22 protein-coding genes are annotated in these 22,789 nt (G+C 40.6%); 19 read left to right on the forward strand and 3 right to left on the reverse strand.

The window, feature by feature from the left end:
- Positions 1 to 168 precede the first annotated feature (168 nt).
- Complete coding sequence (gene uvrD / locus Q1A31_RS03010; protein ID WP_299872129.1) at positions 169 to 2,361, reverse strand: DNA helicase II; 2,193 nt, start codon at positions 2,359 to 2,361, stop codon at positions 169 to 171.
- 149 nt (positions 2,362 to 2,510) lie between these two features.
- Between uvrD and Q1A31_RS03015 the strand changes: the two genes are divergently transcribed.
- The 14 genes from Q1A31_RS03015 (at position 2,511) to glmS (ending at position 15,773) form a co-directional block, all read left to right on the forward strand.
- On the forward strand, positions 2,511 to 2,915 hold the full coding sequence (locus tag Q1A31_RS03015; RefSeq protein WP_299872132.1) for a VanZ family protein: 405 nt from the start codon (positions 2,511 to 2,513) through the stop codon (positions 2,913 to 2,915).
- A 183-nt stretch (positions 2,916 to 3,098) separates the two neighbouring features.
- A complete protein-coding gene (locus Q1A31_RS03020; protein WP_299872135.1) occupies positions 3,099 to 3,506 on the forward strand; it encodes an ATP synthase subunit I in 408 nt (135 codons plus the stop codon).
- A gap of 33 nt (positions 3,507 to 3,539) precedes the next feature.
- Positions 3,540 to 4,409, forward strand: coding sequence for a F0F1 ATP synthase subunit A (atpB, locus tag Q1A31_RS03025; RefSeq protein ID WP_299872138.1), 870 nt, complete (start codon positions 3,540 to 3,542; stop codon positions 4,407 to 4,409).
- Between the two features lie 76 nt (positions 4,410 to 4,485).
- Positions 4,486 to 4,770, forward strand: a complete 285-nt coding sequence (gene atpE / locus Q1A31_RS03030) for a F0F1 ATP synthase subunit C (protein WP_131907342.1) — start codon at positions 4,486 to 4,488, stop codon at positions 4,768 to 4,770.
- 51 nt (positions 4,771 to 4,821) lie between these two features.
- Positions 4,822 to 5,292 carry a F0F1 ATP synthase subunit B gene (locus Q1A31_RS03035; protein WP_299872146.1) on the forward strand — a complete coding sequence of 157 codons (471 nt, stop codon included), beginning with the start codon at positions 4,822 to 4,824 and terminating at the stop codon, positions 5,290 to 5,292.
- 11 nt (positions 5,293 to 5,303) lie between these two features.
- Complete coding sequence (locus tag Q1A31_RS03040) at positions 5,304 to 5,840, forward strand: F0F1 ATP synthase subunit delta (RefSeq protein WP_299872149.1); 537 nt, start codon at positions 5,304 to 5,306, stop codon at positions 5,838 to 5,840.
- A 30-nt stretch (positions 5,841 to 5,870) separates the two neighbouring features.
- Entirely contained in the window at positions 5,871 to 7,412 is a 1,542-nt protein-coding gene (atpA, locus tag Q1A31_RS03045; protein WP_299872152.1) for a F0F1 ATP synthase subunit alpha, read from the forward strand.
- 45 nt (positions 7,413 to 7,457) lie between these two features.
- Positions 7,458 to 8,318 carry a F0F1 ATP synthase subunit gamma gene (gene atpG / locus Q1A31_RS03050; RefSeq protein ID WP_299872155.1) on the forward strand — a complete coding sequence of 287 codons (861 nt, stop codon included), beginning with the start codon at positions 7,458 to 7,460 and terminating at the stop codon, positions 8,316 to 8,318.
- 70 nt (positions 8,319 to 8,388) lie between these two features.
- The gene (atpD, locus tag Q1A31_RS03055; protein WP_299872157.1) at positions 8,389 to 9,771 is read left to right on the forward strand and encodes a F0F1 ATP synthase subunit beta; all 1,383 of its coding nucleotides are present in this window, start codon (positions 8,389 to 8,391) and stop codon (positions 9,769 to 9,771) included.
- Positions 9,772 to 9,818: 47 nt separating this feature from the next.
- Complete coding sequence (locus tag Q1A31_RS03060; protein ID WP_299872160.1) at positions 9,819 to 10,241, forward strand: F0F1 ATP synthase subunit epsilon; 423 nt, start codon at positions 9,819 to 9,821, stop codon at positions 10,239 to 10,241.
- Between the two features lie 243 nt (positions 10,242 to 10,484).
- The gene (locus tag Q1A31_RS03065; protein WP_299872163.1) at positions 10,485 to 11,000 is read left to right on the forward strand and encodes a peptidoglycan-binding protein; all 516 of its coding nucleotides are present in this window, start codon (positions 10,485 to 10,487) and stop codon (positions 10,998 to 11,000) included.
- 189 nt (positions 11,001 to 11,189) lie between these two features.
- The gene (locus Q1A31_RS03070; RefSeq protein ID WP_299872166.1) at positions 11,190 to 12,431 is read left to right on the forward strand and encodes a hypothetical protein; all 1,242 of its coding nucleotides are present in this window, start codon (positions 11,190 to 11,192) and stop codon (positions 12,429 to 12,431) included.
- Positions 12,432 to 12,564: 133 nt separating this feature from the next.
- Positions 12,565 to 13,929, forward strand: coding sequence for a bifunctional UDP-N-acetylglucosamine diphosphorylase/glucosamine-1-phosphate N-acetyltransferase GlmU (glmU, locus tag Q1A31_RS03075; RefSeq protein WP_299872169.1), 1,365 nt, complete (start codon positions 12,565 to 12,567; stop codon positions 13,927 to 13,929).
- Between the two features lie 11 nt (positions 13,930 to 13,940).
- Positions 13,941 to 15,773, forward strand: coding sequence for a glutamine--fructose-6-phosphate transaminase (isomerizing) (gene glmS / locus Q1A31_RS03080; protein WP_299872172.1), 1,833 nt, complete (start codon positions 13,941 to 13,943; stop codon positions 15,771 to 15,773).
- A 159-nt stretch (positions 15,774 to 15,932) separates the two neighbouring features.
- Here the strand turns inward: glmS and nhaB are convergent, their stop codons facing one another.
- A complete protein-coding gene (nhaB, locus tag Q1A31_RS03085) occupies positions 15,933 to 17,405 on the reverse strand; it encodes a sodium/proton antiporter NhaB (protein ID WP_299872175.1) in 1,473 nt (490 codons plus the stop codon).
- A 397-nt stretch (positions 17,406 to 17,802) separates the two neighbouring features.
- Here nhaB and Q1A31_RS03090 point away from each other — a divergent pair, with 397 nt between their 5' ends.
- The 3 genes from Q1A31_RS03090 (at position 17,803) to Q1A31_RS03100 (ending at position 20,331) form a co-directional block, all read left to right on the forward strand.
- The gene (locus tag Q1A31_RS03090) at positions 17,803 to 19,560 is read left to right on the forward strand and encodes a SulP family inorganic anion transporter (protein WP_299872178.1); all 1,758 of its coding nucleotides are present in this window, start codon (positions 17,803 to 17,805) and stop codon (positions 19,558 to 19,560) included.
- A gap of 74 nt (positions 19,561 to 19,634) precedes the next feature.
- Positions 19,635 to 19,883 (forward strand): molybdopterin converting factor subunit 1, encoded by a 249-nt coding sequence (gene moaD / locus Q1A31_RS03095; RefSeq protein ID WP_299872182.1) that lies wholly within the window; start codon positions 19,635 to 19,637, stop codon positions 19,881 to 19,883.
- Positions 19,876 to 20,331 (forward strand): molybdenum cofactor biosynthesis protein MoaE, encoded by a 456-nt coding sequence (locus tag Q1A31_RS03100; RefSeq protein ID WP_366942959.1) that lies wholly within the window; start codon positions 19,876 to 19,878, stop codon positions 20,329 to 20,331. The genes moaD and Q1A31_RS03100 overlap by 8 nt, the downstream gene beginning before the upstream one ends.
- Before the next feature lie 133 nt (positions 20,332 to 20,464).
- Here Q1A31_RS03100 and moaC read toward each other — a convergent pair whose 3' ends face one another.
- Complete coding sequence (gene moaC, locus Q1A31_RS03105; protein WP_299872188.1) at positions 20,465 to 20,956, reverse strand: cyclic pyranopterin monophosphate synthase MoaC; 492 nt, start codon at positions 20,954 to 20,956, stop codon at positions 20,465 to 20,467.
- 184 nt (positions 20,957 to 21,140) lie between these two features.
- On the opposite strand from moaC, the gene Q1A31_RS03110 reads away from it, so the two are divergent.
- Both Q1A31_RS03110 and Q1A31_RS03115 read left to right on the forward strand, forming a co-directional pair.
- A complete protein-coding gene (locus Q1A31_RS03110) occupies positions 21,141 to 21,845 on the forward strand; it encodes a ComF family protein (RefSeq protein WP_299872191.1) in 705 nt (234 codons plus the stop codon).
- Positions 21,846 to 21,871: 26 nt separating this feature from the next.
- Positions 21,872 to 22,741: a YicC/YloC family endoribonuclease gene (locus tag Q1A31_RS03115; RefSeq protein ID WP_299872194.1), complete on the forward strand. Its 870-nt coding sequence runs from the start codon at positions 21,872 to 21,874 to the stop codon at positions 22,739 to 22,741.
- Positions 22,742 to 22,789 lie beyond the last annotated feature (48 nt).

A 22,789-nucleotide genomic window follows, 5' to 3' on the forward strand; every position in this document is an offset into this window, starting at 1 on the left:
GTGAACAATTATTAGAGGAGAGTTTGCTGTCCATAAAGCAACGAAACAAACTTCTACTAGCAGAATTATTGAAAAACAGTCTAAAAGTAGGAGGGTGACAAAATAAACCTTTAAATTGATTAAAAACACACCCCCGTACTTTTGGGCACTTTTTTAAAAGCATGCACCTTAAAGCGACGTCAAGTTCGCATAACTTAAAACCAACCACTTGCTCCCCTCATAATCAAAATTCACCTGCACCCTGGCATGACTGCCAGCACCCTCTACATCAGTAATAATCCCCTCTCCAAATTTTGCATGTGCCACTCGCTGCCCAATCGACATGCCTGTTTCATTGGTGCGCACGGCGAGACGCGGTTTAGTCTCGCGTTCGTAATCCGACTGCCAATTGCTATTACTATAGGTGTTCACCTTGGGGCGAATCTCTTCAATGAGTGTCTCGGGTATTTCTTTCAAAAAGCGTGACGGTACGCCATAGAGCGTATTGCCATAAAGTCTGCGTTGCTCTGCATAACTCATCACTAATTGGGTTTCGGCGCGGGTGATGCCGACGTAACAAAGGCGGCGTTCTTCTTCGAGTCGGCCCTCTTCTTCGACCGACATTTGGTGTGGAAACAGTCCTTCTTCTAATCCAACTAAAAATACTAACGGGAATTCTAAGCCTTTTGCAGAGTGTAGCGTCATTAGTTGCACGCAATCATCGCCTGCTTGTCCCTGACCTTCGCCGGCTTCTAGTGAAGCGTGCGCGAGAAACGCGGTGAGGAAATCCATGTCGGCGTGTTCATCATCGGGTTTGTAGGTGAAGCCTTGCGCGGCTGAGATTAATTCATTGAGGTTTTCGATGCGTGCCTGACCGGCATCTCCCTTTTCTTTCTTCAGGTAATGGTCTTTAAGTTTTGAGGTTTCAATGACGTGCTCGACTTGTTCGTCGAGTGGAAGTCCATTGATATCGTTTGCCATTTGTTCAATGAGTTGCACAAAGATATTTAGCGCACCTGCTGCGCGGGCAGTAAAGGTTGATGTTTCTAATAGTGCAACGGCAGATTGCCACATGGTGCTACTGGTATTGCGGGCGTGATCGCGAATGACGCTAACTGTTTTGTCACCAATGCCGCGTGTAGGTTGATTGACGACTCGCTCAAATGAAGGGTCGTCTAGTCTATTGGCGCATAGCTTTAAGTAGGCGAGGGCGTCTTTAACTTCGGCGCGCTCGAAGAATCGTTGGCCGCCGTATACGCGGTAAGCGATGGAGTTTTCATTGAGAATGCTTTCGAATACGCGTGATTGTGCATTGGAGCGATAGAGTATGGCGATATCTTTGTGTGAGTTTCCGTGGCTCACCCATTGCTGGATGCGCGAGGCAACGTAAGTGCCTTCTTCTATTTCATTATAGGCAGCATATAAATGTATCGGTTCGCCATCGCCGCCATCGGTCCAGAGGTTTTTACCGAGACGTCCTTCGTTGTTATCGATGACTGCATTCGCCGCATTCAGAATATTGCCTGTTGAGCGGTAATTTTGTTCGAGCTTGATCGTCTGTGTTTGCGAAAAGTCTCGTGAAAAATTCTGTATGTGTTCTATCTTGGCGCCACGCCAGCCGTAGATGGATTGGTCGTCATCGCCAACCACAAACGGTGGAATGTTCTCGCCTGCGATTAAGCGTATCCAGGCGTATTGTAGTGTGTTGGTGTCCTGAAACTCGTCTACCAGAATATGTTGAAAACGTTTTTGGTAGTGGCTGAGTGTTTCTGGGTTGTCTCTTAGTAATTCAAGCGAGCGTAATAATAGTTCAGCAAAATCGACGACGCCGGCGCGCTGGCAGGCTTCTTCGTATTGTCTATATACGTCGACCAGCTGGCGAGTGGTTGGGTCGCCTTTATCTTCAATGTGTTTGGAGCGAATGCCTTCATCTTTGTGTTTGTTGATGTACCACATCGATTGTTTGGCGGGCCAGAGTTTTTCGTCGAGTTGCAGTCCGCGGTGCACGCGTTTGATTAAGCGTAATTGATCGTCTGAGTCGAGTATCTGGAAATTTTGCGGAAGTTTGGCTTCTTCCCAATGTCTTCTCAGTAAACGATGCGATAAGCCATGGAAGGTGCCAACCCACATGCCGCCGGCGGGTGAGCCTAGTAAACCTTCGATACGACCACGCATTTCAGCAGCGGCTTTATTGGTGAAGGTAACGGCGAGTATCGCGAACGGTGAAACTTGCTCTACTTGTATTAGCCATGCAATTCGGTGCACCAGTACTCGAGTCTTGCCACTTCCTGCGCCAGCTAATATCAGTAATGGGTTTTTACCTGCTGATACGGCTTCGCGTTGTGGTTTATTTAAATCGTCGAGTATGTGGGATACGTCCATTGGGGGCTCTGTATTTTATTGCGCAATTTATCGCTAAAAGTAGGGGGGTGTGTTTTTTAATTGTAACGGATTAGCAGTATGAATTTGTAGTTAATGTGGATACTATTCACGCACTTTTCAATATCGTCATTTTAGACGCTAAATAACGAATGCATAATTTAATATTACTAGTGCGCCATCTTAGGCGAATCGCTGCTTTTAAGGTAAGTGCCAGAGCTGTGGTTTTAACCCTAATGATTTTGGGGGCATGGGTGGCGACGATTCATTTGGAGTTTCCTCCTAATGTTTCGGTGAATGATAAGTTGATTCACGTCGTTGTGTTCTTTGGTTTTGCGCTATTGATGGACTTGGCTACATCGCGTAATCCATTTTGGTTATGGAAGGGATTACCCCTTTTAATTTACGGTGGTGGTATAGAAATTGCTCAGTACTTTACAGAGTTCCGTTCATTTTCAATTGCTGATTGGTTTGCTGATTTTGTTGGTATCTTGTTGTATTACCTCATTAAATCAGCAATTGTTTATTTTGATAAAAAACGCTCTTCTGATAATTAGTATTAAAAGATAAAGAAAAACTAATTATTTAAGTAAGTTTAGTTGAGTGAAGGAAAGCGTGATGCTAGTATTCCGGCGTCTTGATTCAACGACTTAGTAAGTAATAAGTTTACTAATATGAATTGAGACTAAAAGAATGACATTTGGTTCATTCAATAAAGAATGAAATAGTGAAATAGATAAATGAAAAATTTATTAGTTATACAGGCCATATTGGTGGTGCTTGGAGTCGCTGTTTCGTTCTTCTATTTAGCTGAGGAAGGTATTTTGCCAGCTGCCTATGGTGGTGCAGTTGCAATAGCTAATACGATTTTATTGTCACGTCGCCTTGATAGTGCGGGCGAAATGGCTAAGGAAAACCCCGAAGGTGGTGTGTTGACACTTTATCTCGGCGTTATTCAAAGATTTGTTTTTGTGCTTGTTATGTTTGGTGTGGGTATGGGTGTTTTAAAATTATTACCTCCCCCCATGTTAGGAACCTTTGCTGTTGCTCAGTTGGCCTTTATGTTATTTGGCTCTAAGCAAACGAAGTTAGCTTCTGAGGAGATTGCTAATGCTGCAAAAGATGCCTCAGATAATAGTGATAAGTAAATATAATTATTTTTATTTTGGAGACTGAGAATCGTGAGCGAGTCTAACGCGCCAGCTATATCGAATCCTGTTGAGTATATTCAGCATCACCTGGGTAATATGACCCATAACGGTGAGCGCCCTGCTAGTCTAGTGGATTTCAGTGTATTCTTTGTTGATACATTTGTAATGAGCTTGATCCTGGCATTGGCATTTGCATTTGCTGCTTGGAAGGTAGGTAAAAACCTAGATCCTGACAAGCCGACGGGAATGCAGAATATTCTTGAGACGGTAGTAGAGTTTGTTAATCAGCAAGTGAAAGATATTTTCCCGACTGCTGATAAGTGGGTAGGACCTTTGGCAATTACCATATTCGTATGGGTTGCCTTGATGAATACCATGGACATTATCCCTGTTGATTTGATTCCATCTTTAGTGAGTGGGGTTGCAGGTGTTTTCGGCTATGATCCTGCTCATGTTTACTGGAAAGCAGTGCCTACGACTAACCTTGATACTACCTTCGCATTAGCGCTATTGGTGTTTGGCTTGATTATCTTCTATAACATCAAGCATAAAGGTTTGTTTGGTTATATGAAAGTGTTCGCTACGCACCCATTCAGTGCGAGTAATCCTATCGTTAAAGTTTTATTGTTCCCTATCAATGTTGTTATGACAGCGATCGAGGAAGTGGCCAAGCCTGTAAGTCTTGGTTTGAGATTGTTCGGTAATATGTTTGCTGGTGAGTTGTTGTTCTTGTTGATTGCTCTGCTTGCGTTCTCTTATTGGGCAATGCCTGGTCAGGTGGTATTAGGTGTTTTATGGTCTATATTCCATATCCTGGTTATTTTGTTACAAGCGTTTATTTTTATGCTTTTGACTATCGTTTATCTTGGTTTGGCGAGTCAGGGCACAGACGAACACTAATCTAAAGTTAAGTGTTTGTTTAATTTGAGTTTACTTTTTTTAATTTTTAATATTTTTTATATTTAGGAGATTTACTATGGATGCTGCAATTGTATCTGAAATCATGTCTGCCACTGCAATCGGTGTTGGTATTATTCTAGCGGCTGCTGGTTTAGGTTCGGCTCTAGGTTGGGGTTTGATCTGTTCGAAGTTTATTGAAGGTATCGCTCGTCAGCCTGAGATGCGTGCTCAATTAACTGGTCAAATGCTATTTACTGGTGGTTTGATGGAAGCATTCCCAATGATCGTTTTGGGTATATCAATGTGGTTCATATTTGCGAATCCATTCATTGGTGCTGCTGCTGCTGCAATTGGTGGTTAATTCTTTCGAACTCTAATTCGACTTAACTGAAATAGTATTCGGAGAAAAATCATGAATGTAACAGCAACATTAATTGGTCAGCTGATTGTTTTTTCAATTCTGATCTGGTTTATCAAAGCAGTGCTTTGGGAGCCAGTCATAAATACATTGGAAGATCGAAAAAAACGTATTGCTGACGGTTTGGCTGCATCTGAAAAAGGCATGAAGGATCAAGAGCTAGCGGCAGAAAATGCTAAGCACGCGATCAAAGAAGCCAAGCAGGCGGCAGCAGAAATCATTGCTCAAGCGAAAGCTCGCGACACGCAAATGATCGAAGAGGCTAAAAACAAGGCAGTTGAAGAAGCTGACCGTGTAATAGCTGGAGCTCAGGCTGAAATCGATCAGGAAGTTAACCGCGCTAAAGATTCTTTACGTACTCAGGTGTCAGCTTTGGCAGTTGCAGGTGCGAGCAAGATTCTTGGTAAAGAGGTTGATGCCAATGCGCACAAAGCTGCATTGAAAGAGCTGATTGAGCAGATATAGGAAATACGAATATGTCTGAATTGACTACAGCAGCTCGTCCTTATGCTCGTGCCGTTTTCGAAATGGCCGAGTCTACCAGTAGCTTAGGTGAGTGGTCTGAAATGCTTGGCTTTATGGGTGCAGTAGCTAGTAATGAAGAAGTAAGTACATTACTAGCAAGCCCAAAGATGGCTAAGCAAGCAGGCGCTAATGCTTTTATTCAGCTTTGCGATGGCAAGTTGAATGATCAAGCAAAAAACCTAGTGAATATGCTGGCTGAGAACGATCGTCTGACACTTCTCCCTGAAATGAGTACGATTTACGAAGTACTTAAGGATGAGGCTGAAGGTTCTGTTGAGGCGCTAGTGACATCAGCTAAAGCGTTAACTGAGACTGAAGAGAAATCTATCTCTGATGCTCTCAAAAAACGTTTGGGACGCGATGTAAAAATAAAGGTTAGCGTTGATGAGACACTACTTGGTGGTGCAATCATTCGGGCTGGCGATTTGGTAATAGATGGTACGTTGAAAGGGCGTTTGAATAAAATGACCTCTGTAATGGCTAACTAAACCACAAAATTAAGAGAAAGGTATAGGTAAATGCAACTTAACCCGACAGAAATTAGTGATCTGATAAAAAAGCGTATAGAAGGCTTTGATACAGATGCTGAAGCACGTACTGAAGGTACAATCGTATCTATCATGGATGGTATCGTGCGTATACATGGTTTATCAGATGTAATGTCTGGTGAAATGATTGAGTTCTCTAACGGAACTTACGGTCTGGCTCTAAACTTGGAGCGTGATTCAGTAGGTGCGGTAGTACTTGGTGACTATAAAGATATGACAGAAGGTGACACTGCTAAGTGTACTGGTCGTATTCTGGATGTTCCAGTTGGTCCTGAATTAATGGGTCGTGTTGTTAACTCATTAGGCGCACCAATTGATGGTAAAGGCCCGGTTAACGCTTCTTCAATGAATCCAATTGAGCGTCAAGCTCCTGGTGTTATCGAACGTAAGTCGGTTGATGAGCCAATGGAAACTGGTATCAAGGCACTTGACTCAATGGTTCCTGTTGGACGTGGTCAGCGTGAATTGATTATCGGCGATCGTCAAACTGGTAAAACAGCGGTTGCGATTGATGCAATCATTAACCAGAAAGGCAAAAACGTAAAATGTATCTACGTAGCTGTTGGTCAAAAAGCTTCTTCTGTTGCTGGTGTTGTACGTAAGCTTGAAGAGTTTGGCGCGATGGATTACACAATCGTTGTTGCTGCTAATGCTTCTGATCCAGCTTCTATGCAATACCTTGCTCCATATGCTGGTTGTGCGATGGGTGAGTACTTCCGTGATAATGGTGAAGATGCGCTAATTATTTATGATGACTTAACTAAGCAGGCTTGGGCATATCGTCAAGTATCATTGCTATTACGTCGTCCTCCGGGCCGTGAAGCATATCCTGGTGATGTTTTCTTCTTACATTCACGTCTTCTTGAGCGTGCAGCTCGAGTTAATGCTGAATACGTTGAAAGATACACAGAAGGAAGAGTAAAAGGTAAGACTGGTTCTTTAACTGCTTATCCTATCATCGAGACTCAAGAAGGTGACGTATCTGCATTCGTACCTACAAACGTAATTTCGATCACAGATGGTCAGATATTCCTTGATACAGATTTGTTTAACTCTGGTAATCGTCCTGCGATTGATGCTGGTTTATCAGTATCTCGAGTAGGTGGTGCTGCACAGACTAAAATCATCAAGAAGCTTGGTGGTGGTATTCGTCTTGATTTGGCTCAGTATCGTGAATTGGCGGCTTTCTCTCAGTTTGCATCTGATTTAGATGAAGGAACCAGAAAGCAGCTTGAGCGTGGAGCTCGTGTAACTGCTTTGATGACTCAGTCTCAATACTCTCCTCTGAAAACAGGTGAGTTGGCATTCTCATTATTTGCAGCTAACGAAGGTTTTCTTGATGATATTGATGTGAGCAAAGTTAATGACTTTGAATCTGCAATGTTATCTTACATGAGAACTGAAAAAACTGATTTTCTTGATGGCTTAAATGAGTCTGGCGACTATAACGATGATATCGCTTCTGAGATGAAGACTGCGCTAGAGAACTTTAAATCGAAGGGTGCCTGGTAGAAAGATGCTTGGTAAACAAGTACCAGAAAATCAAGGAGCTTAGTAATGGCAGGTCTTAAAGAAATACGTTCGCAGATTGGTAGTATTCAGAATACTAAGAAGATTACCAAAGCCATGGAAATGGTAGCTGCTTCGAAAATGCGTAGAGCTAGAGAGCGTATGGATGCATCGCGTCCATATGCAGAAAAAATGCGACAAGTTGTTAGTCATATGGCTTTAGGCCAGCTTGAATATCAACATACTTTTGTTAAAGAGCGTGAAACTGTTAAACGTGTCGGTTACATCATTATCTCTTCTGATCGTGGTCTGTGTGGTGGTTTAAACACAAACCTTTTTAAGAAGGCATTTCAAGATATTGCTGCTTGGAAAGAAAAAGATGTAGAAGTTGATATTGCAGTTTTTGGTAGCAAGGCACTATCAGTATTTAGACGTTTTGGTGTGGTGGCTGAATCAACTGGATTAGGTGATAAGCCTAGCACTAATGATTTGTTGGGTACGACAAAAGTTATGCTAGATGCATACGAAGAAGGTCGTATAGATCGTTTGTTTTTAGTTGAGAATGAGTTTGTTAATAGCATGACTCAGACACCTCGAGTAACACAAATGATTCCAATAGTTGCTGCTGATATGGATGAAATAAAATATCAGTGGGATTACTTGTACGAGCCTGAGTCGAAAGAAGTAATAGATTCTCTTATGACTCGTTACATCGAATCATTGGTTTATCAAGGTGTTGTTGAAAATATAGCCTGTGAGATGTCTGCGAGAATGATCGCAATGAAGAGTGCATCTGATAATGCCGGTGACATGATCGATAAACTTAAGTTGGTTTATAACAAGGCAAGACAAGCGTCAATTACACAAGAAATTTCAGAAATTGTATCGGGTGCGGCAGCGGTAGAATGACCCGCTTAGCAAGTATATATCCGAGCAGTTTATTAAAAAATTTAACATTTAAGGTAGAGGTACTAACACAATGAGTACTGGAAGTATTGTTCAAGTTATCGGTCCTGTAGTTGACGTGGAATTTCCACGTGATGCAGTTCCATCGGTTTATAGTGCATTAACCGTTCCAGATCACAACGGATTGACTCTAGAGGTTCAAGGTCAGTTAGGTGATGGTGTTGTTCGCACAATCGCAATGGGTGAGGCCGAAGGTCTTAAACGTGGCATGGAGACAGTCAACACTGGCGAGCCTATTATGGTTCCAGTTGGTGAAGGTACATTGGGGCGTATCATGAACGTTCTTGGTGAGCCTGTTGATATGGCTGGTGAAGTTAAGGTAGATAAGCGCATGCCTATCCATCGTGATCCACCAAGCTACGAAGAACTATCTTCTACACTTGATATTCTTGAGACTGGTGTAAAAGTTATCGATTTGGTTATGCCGATTGCTAAAGGCGGAAAAATAGGTTTATTCGGTGGAGCTGGTGTTGGTAAAACAGTTACATTGATGGAGCTAATCAATAACATCGCTAAAGCACATAGTGGTTTATCTGTGTTTGCTGGTGTTGGTGAGCGTACTCGTGAAGGTAATGATTTCTACTACGAGATGGAAGAGGGTGGAGTACTTGATAAGGTGGCTCTAGTATACGGTCAGATGAATGAGCCTCCAGGAAGTAGACTACGTGTTGCTTTAACTGGTTTAACTATGGCTGAGCATTTCCGTGATGAAGGTCGTGATGTATTGATGTTTATCGATAATATCTACCGTTATACACTTGCTGGTACTGAAGTATCTGCACTGCTTGGTCGTATGCCTTCTGCGGTTGGTTATCAGCCAACGCTTGCTGAAGAAATGGGTGCGCTTCAGGAACGAATTACATCTACAAAGAAAGGTTCTATTACGTCGTTCCAGGCAGTATATGTACCTGCGGATGACTTGACGGATCCATCTCCTGCAACAACTTTTGCTCACTTGGATGCTACTTTAGTACTTTCACGTAATATAGCTGAGCTTGGTATATATCCAGCGGTTGATCCTTTGGATTCATCTTCGCGTCAACTTGATCCACTAGTTATTGGTGAAGAACATTATGGCGTTGCTAGAAGTGTGCAGGGTGTATTACAACGTTATAAAGAATTACAAGATATCATCGCTATACTAGGTATGGATGAATTATCAGAAGAAGATAAGCAGACAGTTGCTCGTGCTCGTCGTATTCAACGTTTCTTATCTCAACCGTTCCATGTTGCTGAAGTATTTACTGGTGCACCAGGTAAGTATGTTTCTCTGGCTGATACTCTTTCTGGTTTTAAAGGTATTCTTGCTGGTGAATATGATCATTTGCCTGAGCAAGCTTTCTATATGGTTGGCGGAATAGAAGAAGCTGTTGAGAAAGGAAATAAAGACGCTTAGTCTTTTATTTTCTCATCACTTATTTCTTAATACAGGAAAGATAGAATATGGCTATGACAATGCATTTGGATGTTGTAAGTGCTGAGGAATCAATATTCTCCGGCACAGTTCAAGAATTAATAGCACCGGGTACAATGGGTGACTTAGGTATTTTACCTGGCCACTCTCAGCTTATTTCAACAATAAAAGCTGGTGAGCTGAAGTACAAAACAGATGATGGTGAATCTTTATTATTTGTTGCTGGTGGCGTTATGGAAGTCCAGCCTTCGATTGTAACTGTTTTGGCAGATACAGTTGTGCGTGCCGAAGATCTTGATGAAAAAGCGGCAGAAGATGCTAAAAAGAGAGCTGAAGATGCACTTCAGGGTAAAGATCCTCAAGATTTGGATTATGAAGCTATCCAGGCAGAACTAGATGCTGCAAAAGCTCAAATTGAAATGATTCATCGTATAGGTAGAACATTGAGATAATCGTATTGAGTTCTGTGTTATAGGGTATATGATAGTTATTGTTGACCGAATATCTAGATATTTGGCCCATTAAATTCAGTATTTTGTGGTAAATAAAAAAAAATGTTGTTTTTTTACCATTTTTTTTGAATGTACCCAGAATAAAGTCTATACTCCCAGTGCGGATAAACAATGATTATTGATCGTTTGTTCTAAATGGTCGTTTCGAATTTTATAACTAACAAGTAGTAAGGATGTACAAATATGAAAATTAAACATCAGCTTTCATTAGCAACATTAGTAATGGCAGGCGTTTTTGTAACAGGTTGTTCACAACAAGAAGTTTCTGGTGGTTCACAGGTTTCTGGTGGTTCACAAGCTCAAGTAGAAGGTGGATCTCAGGTTTCTGGATCTCAGCAGCAAGTTGAAGCAGCAGCTCCAGTAGTAGCAGCTCCAATCGCAGCAGAGCCAGCTCCTTATGTTGCTCCAGCTCCAGCTCCAGCTCCAGTACGTAAAGCTCCAGCAAATCGCTGGTTCCATTACCACCCAGAAGCTCCAGCATGTGCTAAAACTAAGAGCCACGCTCACAAATACACAAATCGTAACCATCGTCACCACTACGCTTGTCAGCAAAAGCGTATGGCTCAGCCAGCTCAACCACAAGTTGACGTTTACGCTCTACAACGTAAGTTGAAAGCTAAAGGTTACTACAAAGGACCTATCGACGGAATCGTTGGACCAGGTACTCGTAGCGCACTTCAGCGTTTCATGAAGCGCTAAACTATTGATTTAATAGTTTGTCTCTGATTCGTCAGAGATTAAAATGGGACTAGGGAGAAATTCTTAGTCCCATTTTTTTTGAAACCAACTTTTAGTTTTATACGTATGTATTTCTTGAAGTTGTATTTGAACTTATTAGCTAATAAGTGATCATTAGAGTTGGGGGATGCTAAGGTGGTCGTAAAGGAATTGAATATCAAAAAATTGATTAAAGGGTTAAGTTTACTAATATTACTATGCATTAGTAATTCGTCTTATGCGATGGTTTGGAAGTCTGAAAATACTTGGGATCAGGTATGGGAGAAACGTTATCAGCATTGGGTGAAAAATAACTGGACTGAAGAATTTTTCATGGATGAAAAAAAGCCCATTTATTATAAGTTTTCTCATGATTGTGCAGATGCTGTTTATGCTATGCGATTAGTTTTCGCCTATGAGTATAAACTTCCATTCGTAGTTAATAATCCTAGTAAGCGTGGTCGAACTATCAGTAATGGTATGACTCGTTGGGATAAACTTTCAGAAGCTAAACGTGTAAGAAAGTTTATGGAACACGTTGCTAATCTGACTAGTACTCGCTCATTAGAGAATGATACATATCCAATAGCTTTAGACGATATTAAACCAGGTGATGTATATGTGGCGCCTGATGTGCATTCGTATCAAATTGTTAATATAACAGATACTGGAATAGCTGAGGTAATGTCTTCCACTACGCCCCAAGCCCCTAGATATCTGGATCGTATTCCTTCATTTCCCTTTTATGTTCCTGAAGATTATAAGAATAAATCTGATGGATATAGACGCTTCAAGCAACCACAAAATATTCGTAAATCTGCCGAAAAACAACCGGGTTATGACATAGAGCAGTTTGATATAGCGCAATCAGTCAAACAGGATTATGTGAAATTTACAGATATTATTTCAAGTGCTTTAGGTTCTCGTGTTGAGAAACCTGATGAAAAAACACTTAGGCTTCTGATTGCAATGTGTATGTATGCTAATGATCGAAGTATTTATGTCTACGATGCTCTTTGGCATTTACAAAAGATTCGTAAAGCCGGCCGTCGTTGCATGAATCGAACTGAGTATAATAATTACTCTACCCCATCAAGAGATAGGCGATTAAAAGCTTTTTTCAATGCAGTCAAAAATCATTATGAGAAAAATAAAAAATATAAGCATTGGACGCAACCACAACGATGGGCAAAGGCATTATTTTCCGTAGAAACACCTAAGCCTGCTGAGTTAGCGGAGCTAAACAAATTTTGTAAGGTGCAAATGAGCTTAGGGGAAGAATACTATATTCCACTAAGAGATTTACGCCAAAACTTGTCTTCTGGCAAAGTAATCTCTGACCCTCATGCGCCACTAGAATATCGTTGGGGCGCTCAATTGTCACCATATAAACCTAGTTGTAAGACTTATTAGTTTTATCAGTTAGGCATTAACCTCCCTTAGAAGCAGTTGTCTACACAACTGCTTCTTTTATCATATATATAATACTGAATTGATCGATTCTTGGTTATAATTTAATCATTATCTTTAATTCACAAAAGTCACTATGAAATTACTCCCCATTATTCTTGCTGCTGGTCAAGGCTCCAGAATGAATTCGTCTCTACCAAAAGTTTTACATCAGATTGGTGGAAAGTCCATGTTGCGGCATGTTATAGATAGTTGTCGACAATTAGATCATGAAAAACTAATAATCATATATGGGCATGGTGGTGATTTAGTTAAAGAGCAAACAACTGATTCTGATATAGATTGGGTGTTGCAAGCTGAGCAGAAAGGAACAGGTCATGCTGTTCTCCAGGCACATGATAGTATTCCTGATGACAATATAGTTGTCATTGCTTATGGAGATGTGCCATTAATAAAAAGTGAAACTTTAAATCTACTGGTTTCAAAACTATCTGATGCATCACTGAGTGTTCTTACTACTAAGCTAAATGATCCTAGTGGTTATGGACGAATAATCAGGGATGAAAACTCTAAGATTAGTGCGATCGTGGAAGAGAAAGATGCTAATGAGAATCAAAAGTTAGTCAATGAAATCAATACAGGGTTTATAGCTGCTAAGGGCAAGGACCTTAAGCGTTGGTTAAATCAAATTAAACCTGATAATAATCAAGCAGAATATTATCTTACTGATTGTATTGCTTTGGCTGTTGCAGAAGGTGGCTTAGTCGAAGCTGCAGTCTGTGATGATCACAATGAAGTGCAGGGCGTTAATAATAGAATTCAGCAAGCTCAGTTAGAAAGAGCATATCAGGGCGAACAGGCTGAACAACTGATGTTAAAAGGTGTAACACTTGCTGATCCATCCAGAATTGATGTACGTGGCACAGTAACTGTTGGAAAAGATGTATTTATTGATATAAACAACGTGTTTATTGGAGATAACCAAATAGGTGACAACGTAACTATTCATCCAGGATGTGTGATTGAAAATGCTGTTATTGGCAATAACTCAGAAATACATGCTAACTCGGTAATTGAATCGGCAAAGATAGGCAGTAAATGTTCAGTTGGGCCGTTTGCAAGAGTAAGGCCAAATACCGTTCTTTCTGATGAAGCTAAAGTAGGTAATTTTGTTGAAATCAAAAAATCTATTATAGGTAAAGGCAGTAAAATAAGTCACTTGAGTTATATTGGTGATACTGTGATGGGTGATAATGTCAATATTGGCGCGGGTACAATTACCTGTAACTATGATGGTGTAAATAAATTTCAGACAACGATAGGTGATGATGTCTTTATAGGTTCAGATACTCAGCTAGTTGCACCCGTAACCGTTGCTAACCGTTCTACTATCGGAGCTGGATCAACAATAACCAAAAACACTCCTGAAAATGAATTAACTTTATCTCGTTCAAAACAGCTTACTTTAAAAGGCTGGCAGCGGCCGACCAAGAATAAATAGGAAAATATAAAATGTGTGGAATTGTCGGAGCAATCGCTCAACGCCCAGTGACTGAAATTTTGATAGAAGGTCTTAAAAGACTTGAATACCGAGGATATGACTCCGCTGGAGTTGCTCTCCTGGATGCTGAAAATAATATTCAGCGAGTCAGGGCATTAGGAAAAGTAGCAGAGCTTGAGAAAAAGCTTATTGATTCTCCTCAAATAGGAAATATTGGAATATCTCACACTCGTTGGGCGACTCATGGAGAGCCTGCGGAAAGAAATGCTCATCCTCATATGAGTAAAAATCGAGTTGCAGTTGTTCACAATGGAATTATAGAAAACTATGAAGAGCTGCGTGCTGATTTAATTTCAAAAGGGTATGAGTTTGAATCAGAAACAGATACAGAGGTGATCGTTCATTTGATCGAATCAAATCTAGTTGACGGTACAAATTTATTTAACGCGGTTAAACAGTCTATAAGTCAGCTTAAAGGTGCTTATGCACTAGGTGTTATTAGTAGCGATAATCCGGATGTATTAATTAGTGCTCGTGAAGGCAGCCCTTTGTTGATAGGGGTTGGTTTTGGTGAGCACTTTATCAGTTCCGATGTGCAAGCTTTACTACCGGTGACTAGCCGTTTTATTTACTTGGAAAATGGCGACATAGCAACCTTAACGCTAAAAGATGTCACAATCGAAGATGAAGCGGGAAATATAGTTGAGCGTGAAGTAAGGCAATCTAATGCCTGTTCCTTGGAATCAGAACTCGGTGAATACCGCCATTATATGCTCAAAGAAATCTATGAGCAGCCTCAGGCGGTGCAGAAGACTTTAGAAGATCGTTTAGATATTGATAGCATCAAACAATGCATCATGGGAGAAAATGTTGCAGAAGTTCTAAAGCAAGTAGAGGAAGTACAAATTATTGCTTGTGGTACAAGTTACCATGCTGGTTTGATAGCTAAATACTGGATGGAGAGTCTTACTGATATCCCGTGTCAGGTCGAAGTCGCCAGTGAGTATCGCTATAGGCGTCAGGTTCCACGCAAAAATATGCTGTTTGTTACAATATCACAATCAGGTGAAACAGCAGATACCCTAGCCGCACTTGAAAAGGCTAAGCAAGACGGTTGTCTTGCTAGTTTAAGTATTTGTAATGTTGCTGAGAGTTCATTGCAAAGAGAGTCTGATTTCTCTTTGATGACTATTGCTGGCCCAGAGATTGGAGTTGCTTCAACCAAAGCCTTCACGACTCAATTGGTAACCTTGAAAATTCTAATAGGTTTGTTAATGCAAGCCAAAGATGGAAAAACTAAGGCGGTTGCATCATTAGTTGAAGACTTAAAAAAGCTTCCTGTTTTGATTGAGCAAGCGCTTGAGCACGATAAAGCTATTGAAGAAATGGCAGAACACTTTATTGAAAAGAATAATGCTTTGTTCCTGGGTCGTGGTGATCAATACCCTGTGGCTATGGAAGGTGCTCTAAAGCTCAAAGAAATTTCTTATATTCATGCTGAAGCTTATCCTGCTGGAGAGCTTAAACATGGACCGCTAGCATTGGTAGATAGTGAAATGCCTATTGTTGCTGTTGCGCCAAATACGAGCTTGTTAGAGAAACTAAAATCCAATCTTGAAGAAGTCAGATCTCGTGGTGGGGTTTTGTATTTATTTGCGGATAAAACATCAGGAATAACACCACAGGATAATATTCAAATAATTGAAATGGATGAAGTACCAGAGAGTATTGCTCCGATTATCTATACGATTCCATTGCAGTTACTTTCTTATCATGTTGCTGTATTTAAAGGTACAGATGTGGATAAGCCACGTAATTTAGCTAAATCAGTAACGGTTGAATAAACACTTTTAACTAAGTACTTAATATTATATGTAAAGTCACCCCCCTACTTATAGGCACTTTTTAAAAAAGTGCCTATAAGTAGGGGGGTGACTTTTGTATTCTTTATATTTTCATCATGTTCAATAGTTCTTGTTGAGCATGATATTTTTAAGAACTTGTTATTGTGCGAAGTAACCCACGGCAGTCAGAACTATCGTATAGGGTAAGGCCATGATTACCATCTTCATATAACCTAAACGAATCGCTGGTGCGAGTGTAGAAGTTAGCAGAAATAAAAATGCAGCTTGGCCGTTTGGCGTTGCAACACTGGGCAGGTTTGTTCCGGTGTTGATGGCTACCGCAAGAGCATCATAATGTTCACGTGAAAAACTACCGGCATCAAATGCAGCCTTAACTTCAGTGATATAGACAGTAGCAACGAATACATTGTCACTGATTGCAGATAAGGCTCCATTGGCAAGAAAGAATGCCCGTGGTTGTTGTTCAACAGGTAGGCTTAGTACCCAGTTAACAATCGGTGTGAATAAATGTTGATCGTGAATCAGGCTTACAATAATAAAAAAGATAACCAGTAAAGATACAAAGGGAAGTGACTCTTCGAAAGCGTGCCCAATACGTTTTTCTTCAATAATACCCGTCAATGCTGTTACTAAAACGAGTAACATCAATCCAAACAGGCCAACTTCCATCACATGAAAGGCTAATCCTAATATAAGCAAAACTGCACAAATCCCTTGAATGATTAGAGCATAGGTTTCCTTTTGGGTTTTTTTTGAATTTTCTTCTTCGATAAAGCCTTTCAATATAGCCCTTACATTGGGTTCTAGTTTTCCGCCAAAACCAAAAGTTCCCGTTAATTCGGTAGTGACTACGACGCATAAACCAGCAATTAGCGCCGGAATGGAAACATGTCCAATTTCAGCAGCAAAAGTTAAGAAGTCCCAACCCATCTTCTCACCAATAAGGAGGTTTTGTGGCTCGCCGACTAAAGTTGTTACGCCACCAAGTGCTGTACCTACAGCGCCATGCATGACTAATGAACGTAAAAATGCCCTGAAGTTTTCGAGCGAATCTCCGCCCATTTCCTGACGATCAAAGGTTTCGTTGTCGTTATAATCTATCCCCACCGTTGAATGTACTTTTTCGTAAACACCATATAAGGCAACGAAAACGGTAATTAAAACGGCAGTTACTGTCAATGCATCTAAAAATGCTGATAATACTGCTGCAGAAATAGAAAACATCAACGACAACACAATTTTATTTTCAACCTTTAATAAAATTTTGCCAAAGATATAAATAAGAAGCGGCTGCATGAAGTAGATAAAACTGACCATGAAAACCAACAGTAAGATTACACCAAGATTCTGCTGAATTTCGTGCCAGACGGTTTCTGGTGATGTTAAGCCCAAGAGTAGGGCTGCTATGGCGAGCAAGCCTCCAGATTGTAATGGGTAGCATTTAAGAGCCATCGCTAAAGAGAGTATGAACATCGCAATGAATGCCCAACCTGCAACTGTTTTACCCAATACTAACGTGATTGGAAAACTAAGCGCCAAAAAAGCCAGTACAGTAATTTTAAACCAATTGGGGCTTGAGCCTAAAAAACTACTGAACATTGTATTTAACATACTGCTTGCTCCTAATAACCTGCTGCTAATAATTAGCCGAACTATTAAGTGAAGGGATGGTGAGGGAAAGATATGAGTAAGCTAAAAGTAGTATAGATTGCTGTTTTTAACCACTGTATTTTGAATTAATAAGGGTTTTTAGAGTTTATGAAAATCCCTGTTTGTATATCTAATGGGATATACGGATTCAATAGGCATATTTATGTGTAGATAGAGTGTTTGACTATTTCTTGCTGATAATTAAAAACATCTGAAAAAACAATGGCTTTAAACTATAATCGCGCGAACTTGAATGACTGGGAGAGTCATGCTGCAGAATTGTAGCTCAGCTTCAAACGAAGTGTTTTTTGCTAGGGCTTTTTGATGCATTTCAAGAAAATAAGCATAGAGAAATCCTATGGAAAGTGCTTTTACATCCATCCTCAAAAATTTCATTAACAGGTTAACTCCTTTCAAGGAGTGGATTGGTGAATTAAAAGATGCAGGGACCTTAAAATCGGATGCAATTGCCGGTTTAACGGTTGCTCTGGTTCTTGTCCCCCAGTCAATGGCCTACGCTCAGTTGGCTGGTTTGCCAGCCTATGTTGGTTTATACGCTTCTTTTCTACCAGTCATATTTGCTGCAGTCTTTGGGTCTTCAAGGCAGTTGGCAACTGGCCCAGTAGCTATTGTTTCCTTAATGACTGCTGCGGCACTCGAACCGCTTGCCATTTCTAGTCCTGATGGTTACCTAGCTTACGCTGCTGCTCTCGCCTTTATGGTAGGTGTATTTCAGGCTTCACTTGGCTTTTTGCGACTCGGTATCCTCGTTGACTTTTTATCTCATCCGGTTGTTGTAGGCTTTACCAATGCCGCAGCAATTATCATAGCGAGTTCACAACTGAGTAAGATATTTGGACTGGAAACAAGAAAAGGCGATCATCATTATGTGACTGTATGGAACTTGATTCAGGATATTCCGCAAACGCATTTGACTACATTGGTCATGGGAATATTCTCCATTTTCTTACTCGTTTATATTAAAAAAGTTGCGCCAAGATTACCCAATGTTTTGATAACAGTTGTGATTTGCACCTTACTTTCCTTCTTTCTTGGATATGAATCACGAGGAGGCGCAGTCATTGGGGTGGTACCAAGTGGTTTACCTGGATTTAAAATACCTGATGTAGAATTTGGTCAGATGGTGAATTTGGTTGTTTCAGCTGCTGTTATTGGTTTATTAGGTTTTGTTGAAGCTATTTCAGTTGCAAAGGCGATTGCTTCAGAAACTCGTCAACGGCTGTCAGCGAATCAGGAATTAGTAGGGCAGGGACTGTCGAATATTGTGGCGTCAATGTTTCAGGCATATCCAGTGTCGGGTTCATTTTCGAGGTCGGCAGTAAATTTTGCAGCAGATGCTAGAACTGGTTTTTCCTCAATCGTTACGGGTATTCTGGTAGCGGTTACTTTGCTGTTTTTAACCCCTTTATTATATCACTTACCTCAGGCAACTTTAGCTGCAGTAATTATGGTCGCAGTGTTTTATTTGATCAAAATCGAGCCAATCGTGCATGCATGGAAAGTCCATCGCCATGATGGTTTTGTGGCTGTTGCTGTGTTCATCACTACGCTGTTTTTCGCTCCACATCTAGAAAAAGGAATTATGGCTGGCGTGCTATTGTCCTTAGGACTATTTCTATATCGTACAATGAGCCCAAGGTTTGTAGAAGTAGGGCGGCATGAGGATGGTAGTTTAAGAAGTGCCGAACTATTTGATCTAAAAACCAGCGATACCGTTTCTATATTCCGCTACGATGGTGATTTATATTTTGCTAACGCCGGTTATTTAGAAGGTAAAGTGCTTAATAGCATGGCGCAAAAACCTAATTTGAAAGTGATGGTTCTGGATTTCGAATCAGTAGATTTGATTGATTCAACGGGTGAAGAAACCTTAGCAAGAATAGTTGAGCGAATGGAAGTAGCGGGGGTTGAATTATATATTGCGAGAGCAAAACGCACGATGCGCGATGCCTTTACCCGCTCCGGTTTAATGGAGAAAATTGGCGAAGATCGATTCTTCCGAGAAAGAACCTTGGCGGCTAAATTTGCCAAAGAAAAATTCGGCGATGAAATAGATATAGAGCCGATAATTTCGGTTCAGCATATCAATCGTTAGATCCATTAAATCAACTCTAAATGCTTTTCTAGAAAGACCTCTACGGAGGTCTTTTTTTATGCTACATTTTGCGCATGAGTATTAAAGTATTATATTTTGCGAGCTTGAGAGAAGAAATAGGGCGTGGAGCTGATGTCATTGATTTCCCCCCAGAAGAAACTTCATCTTCACTAAGCGTTGAGCAACTATGGATAAATTCAACAGGGCAGCAAAGCTTTCCTGATAATTTATTAGTAGCAGTAAATCAAGAGTATACAAATCCTCAAGCCTTATTGGCTGATGGTGATGAGGTGGCGTTCTTCCCGCCAGTAACTGGTGGATAGTTTGCGAAAAATTATCATTGTGGATTCTCCATTTGATCCTTTGCAACTACAAAGTGAATATCAAACAGAGAGCATGCGAGGTCAGACCAATTATGGAGCGACAGCTAATTTTGTTGGCACCATGAGGGATTTCAATGAAGGTGATGATGTTCAGAGTATGACCTTGGAGCATTATCCTGCCATGACTGAAAAACAACTGAATCTGATCGTTGATGAGGCGACTGAAAAATGGCCGCTACAGAACACATTGATTGTGCATAGAGTGGGGGAGATTTTTCCAGCCGAATCTATTGTATTAGTAGCTGTTTGGTCAGCGCATCGCGGCGCGGCATTTGATGCTTGTCGTTTTATTATGGAAGATTTAAAGCATAAAGCTCCATTCTGGAAGAAAGAAGCGCTTACTACAGGGGCTGATCGTTGGGTAGAGGAAAATACCAAAGGTTACTAGTTTGGTATTTATAAATGACACCCCCCTACTTTTAGAGGGTTTTTACTAATTTGTTATTTCTTTAGTTATTTCTTTAGTTATTTCTTTAGTTATTTCTTTAGTTATTTCTTTAGTTATTTCTAGTGCTTTCTGTTTAAGAATCTACTTCCCAGGTTCCAGATTTTCCGCCGGTTTTCTTGAGTAGTCGAACACCATCAATCACCATGCCTTTGTCGACAGCTTTGCACATATCATAAATAGTTAAAAGTGCGACTTGCGTGGCGTTCAAGGCTTCCATTTCAACACCTGTTTTGCCGCTGGTAGCCACTTCGGTTTTGCAATAAACAGCGGGTGGTTCCAGTTGAGTTTCAAGGGTAATATCCACGTGTGTTAACGAAAGAGGATGGCATAGCGGAATCAGATCGGGAGTTTTTTTCGCGCCCATTATCCCCGCTATACGAGCTATTCCAAGTACATCACCCTTTTTATTATTGCCTTCTAAAATATGTTGAAGTGTCTCGGCTTTCATCAAGATACGGCCTTCAGTGACGGCAATTCGTTTTGTGATATCTTTATTACCGATATCCACCATGTGTGCTTCACCCTGTTGGTTGAAATGGGTAAGTGTGTTCTCTGATTCGCTCATCAAAATATCCTTTTATGCATTGAGACGCTTTAGTAACTTGCGTTTCTTATTATACTGTTGGTCAGGGATTATAGTAGAAAGATTATAGGAGAAACTCGTTCCTTAAATACAGCGAGCATATATAATATATATTTTTAATACACTTTTTATACACCCCCCTACTTGTAGCGACTTTTTTTGGTGAATGACCATTAAACTATCAGTTTTAGCGTCAAATTGTTTACTCTGTGGTGATTTTACAAAGCGAGATATTTCACTGTGCAAAGCCTGCGAGGATAGTCTTCCTCGTATCGAACATGCCTGTAAGCAATGTGGAATTCCTTTAGAAAACATCAATACACCAAATGATTTGTGCGGACAGTGTATTCAAAATCCCCCAGAGGTTGATTATACCGTTAGTTTATTCCACTATGAAAATCCTGTGAGCTATCTTATCGGTCAAATGAAATTTCAGCAGCAATTGTCGTCAGCTGCTATTTTGGCGAGTCTGTTAGATTCAGAGATACTCAAAAGGAATTCAGATATGACTCTGCCTGATGCGATATTGCCTGTTCCATTGCATAACTCTCGCTTAGCAAAAAGAGGGTTTAATCAATCATTGGAAATCTCTCGAGATGTTGCAAAGCAAAAGAAAATTCCTTTGCTCATTGATCAGGTTAGTAGAGAGAAACACACCGAGGCGCAGACTCATCTAAATAAACAGCAAAGGTTAAAGAATGTAAAAGGCTGTTTTAAAGTACTCGATCCGCCAGTTGCTAAGCATATAGTTATTGTTGATGATGTGATAACAACAGGAGCAACCACCAATGAACTGGCAAGGCTTTTAAAAGCTGAGGGCGTTGAAAAAGTAGGTGTCTGGTCTATTGCAAGAGCAGATATTGGATCTTAATAAGTAAAAAAACCATAGAGGTCATAATGTTAAAAAGCATGACAGCATTTTCGAATCGTGAGATTACAGTGGATAGTACCGTCTTGATTTGGGAGATTCGTAGTGTAAATCATCGTTTTTTAGATGCCAGTATTTATCTCCCAGAAGGTTTTCATTCCGAGGAAAACAGCCTAAAGGATCAGCTTAAACAGAAACTAGGCCGAGGCAAAGTTGATGCGAAATTAATCTGTAAATTAGAAGAGAATCAAGCTAAAGGGAAAATCCAGATTAATGAACAAGTCATAAAAGACTTACTCGATGCCAAGCATAAAATAGAATCCTTATCGAAGAAGGTTATTGGCCTCTCTGCGATGGATATTCTCAATTGGCCGGGCGTCATGGAAGAGAATCAAAACGATCTGAGTGTTTATGTTGATGCAGCGAAAAAGCTATTTACGGAAACAGTGGATGGTTTAATACAATCCCGTCAAGAAGAGGGGGCACGTTTAAAAGTATTAATTTTAAAGCGGGTCAATTCCATCTCTGAAATTGTAGTTGCAGTAAAACAAAGACGTATTGAAGTAAACGCCGCAGTGCGTGAAAAAGCAATGAAGAAACTTTCTGAGCTTGATGTTACGGTTGATAATAATCGATTAGAACAAGAGCTGGTTTACTTGTTTCAACGATTAGATGTTGATGAGGAGCTAGATCGACTCGATTCACACGTAGAAGAACTAAAAGCTGTCCTCGAAAGAGACGAACCAATCGGCAGGCGTCTTGATTTTCTGATGCAGGAGCTCAATCGGGAAGCGAACACGCTAGCCTCTAAAGCTAATGATGCAGAAACTACAAAAAGTGCAGTAGAGTTAAAAGTATTAATCGAGCAGATGCGAGAGCAGGTGATGAATATTGAATAGTCTCTCTTGCAATATCTTTGCTTGGGGCAAAGAATCTTCGTTCAGGTG

The organism is uncultured Cocleimonas sp., assembly GCF_947495625.1.
Taxonomy (GTDB): domain Bacteria; phylum Pseudomonadota; class Gammaproteobacteria; order Thiotrichales; family Thiotrichaceae; genus Cocleimonas.

What these genes read in the sequence shown, in the direction of transcription:
- nhaB (WP_299872175.1), bottom strand. Translation starts at nt 17,405, where the DNA reads ATGTTAAATACAATGTTCAGTAGTTTTTTAGGCTCAAGCCCCAATTGG.
- Q1A31_RS03015 (WP_299872132.1), top strand. Translation starts at nt 2,511, where the DNA reads ATGCATAATTTAATATTACTAGTGCGCCATCTTAGGCGAATCGCTGCT.
- atpD (WP_299872157.1), top strand. Translation starts at nt 8,389, where the DNA reads ATGAGTACTGGAAGTATTGTTCAAGTTATCGGTCCTGTAGTTGACGTG.
- uvrD (WP_299872129.1), bottom strand. Translation starts at nt 2,361, where the DNA reads ATGGACGTATCCCACATACTCGACGATTTAAATAAACCACAACGCGAA.
- atpG (WP_299872155.1), top strand. Translation starts at nt 7,458, where the DNA reads ATGGCAGGTCTTAAAGAAATACGTTCGCAGATTGGTAGTATTCAGAAT.
- Q1A31_RS03020 (WP_299872135.1), top strand. Translation starts at nt 3,099, where the DNA reads ATGAAAAATTTATTAGTTATACAGGCCATATTGGTGGTGCTTGGAGTC.
- Q1A31_RS03090 (WP_299872178.1), top strand. Translation starts at nt 17,803, where the DNA reads ATGGAAAGTGCTTTTACATCCATCCTCAAAAATTTCATTAACAGGTTA.
- Q1A31_RS03115 (WP_299872194.1), top strand. Translation starts at nt 21,872, where the DNA reads ATGTTAAAAAGCATGACAGCATTTTCGAATCGTGAGATTACAGTGGAT.
- moaC (WP_299872188.1), bottom strand. Translation starts at nt 20,956, where the DNA reads ATGAGCGAATCAGAGAACACACTTACCCATTTCAACCAACAGGGTGAA.
- Q1A31_RS03060 (WP_299872160.1), top strand. Translation starts at nt 9,819, where the DNA reads ATGGCTATGACAATGCATTTGGATGTTGTAAGTGCTGAGGAATCAATA.
- glmU (WP_299872169.1), top strand. Translation starts at nt 12,565, where the DNA reads ATGAAATTACTCCCCATTATTCTTGCTGCTGGTCAAGGCTCCAGAATG.
- Q1A31_RS03065 (WP_299872163.1), top strand. Translation starts at nt 10,485, where the DNA reads ATGAAAATTAAACATCAGCTTTCATTAGCAACATTAGTAATGGCAGGC.
- glmS (WP_299872172.1), top strand. Translation starts at nt 13,941, where the DNA reads ATGTGTGGAATTGTCGGAGCAATCGCTCAACGCCCAGTGACTGAAATT.
- atpE (WP_131907342.1), top strand. Translation starts at nt 4,486, where the DNA reads ATGGATGCTGCAATTGTATCTGAAATCATGTCTGCCACTGCAATCGGT.
- moaD (WP_299872182.1), top strand. Translation starts at nt 19,635, where the DNA reads ATGAGTATTAAAGTATTATATTTTGCGAGCTTGAGAGAAGAAATAGGG.
- Q1A31_RS03035 (WP_299872146.1), top strand. Translation starts at nt 4,822, where the DNA reads ATGAATGTAACAGCAACATTAATTGGTCAGCTGATTGTTTTTTCAATT.
- Q1A31_RS03110 (WP_299872191.1), top strand. Translation starts at nt 21,141, where the DNA reads ATGACCATTAAACTATCAGTTTTAGCGTCAAATTGTTTACTCTGTGGT.
- Q1A31_RS03040 (WP_299872149.1), top strand. Translation starts at nt 5,304, where the DNA reads ATGTCTGAATTGACTACAGCAGCTCGTCCTTATGCTCGTGCCGTTTTC.
- atpA (WP_299872152.1), top strand. Translation starts at nt 5,871, where the DNA reads ATGCAACTTAACCCGACAGAAATTAGTGATCTGATAAAAAAGCGTATA.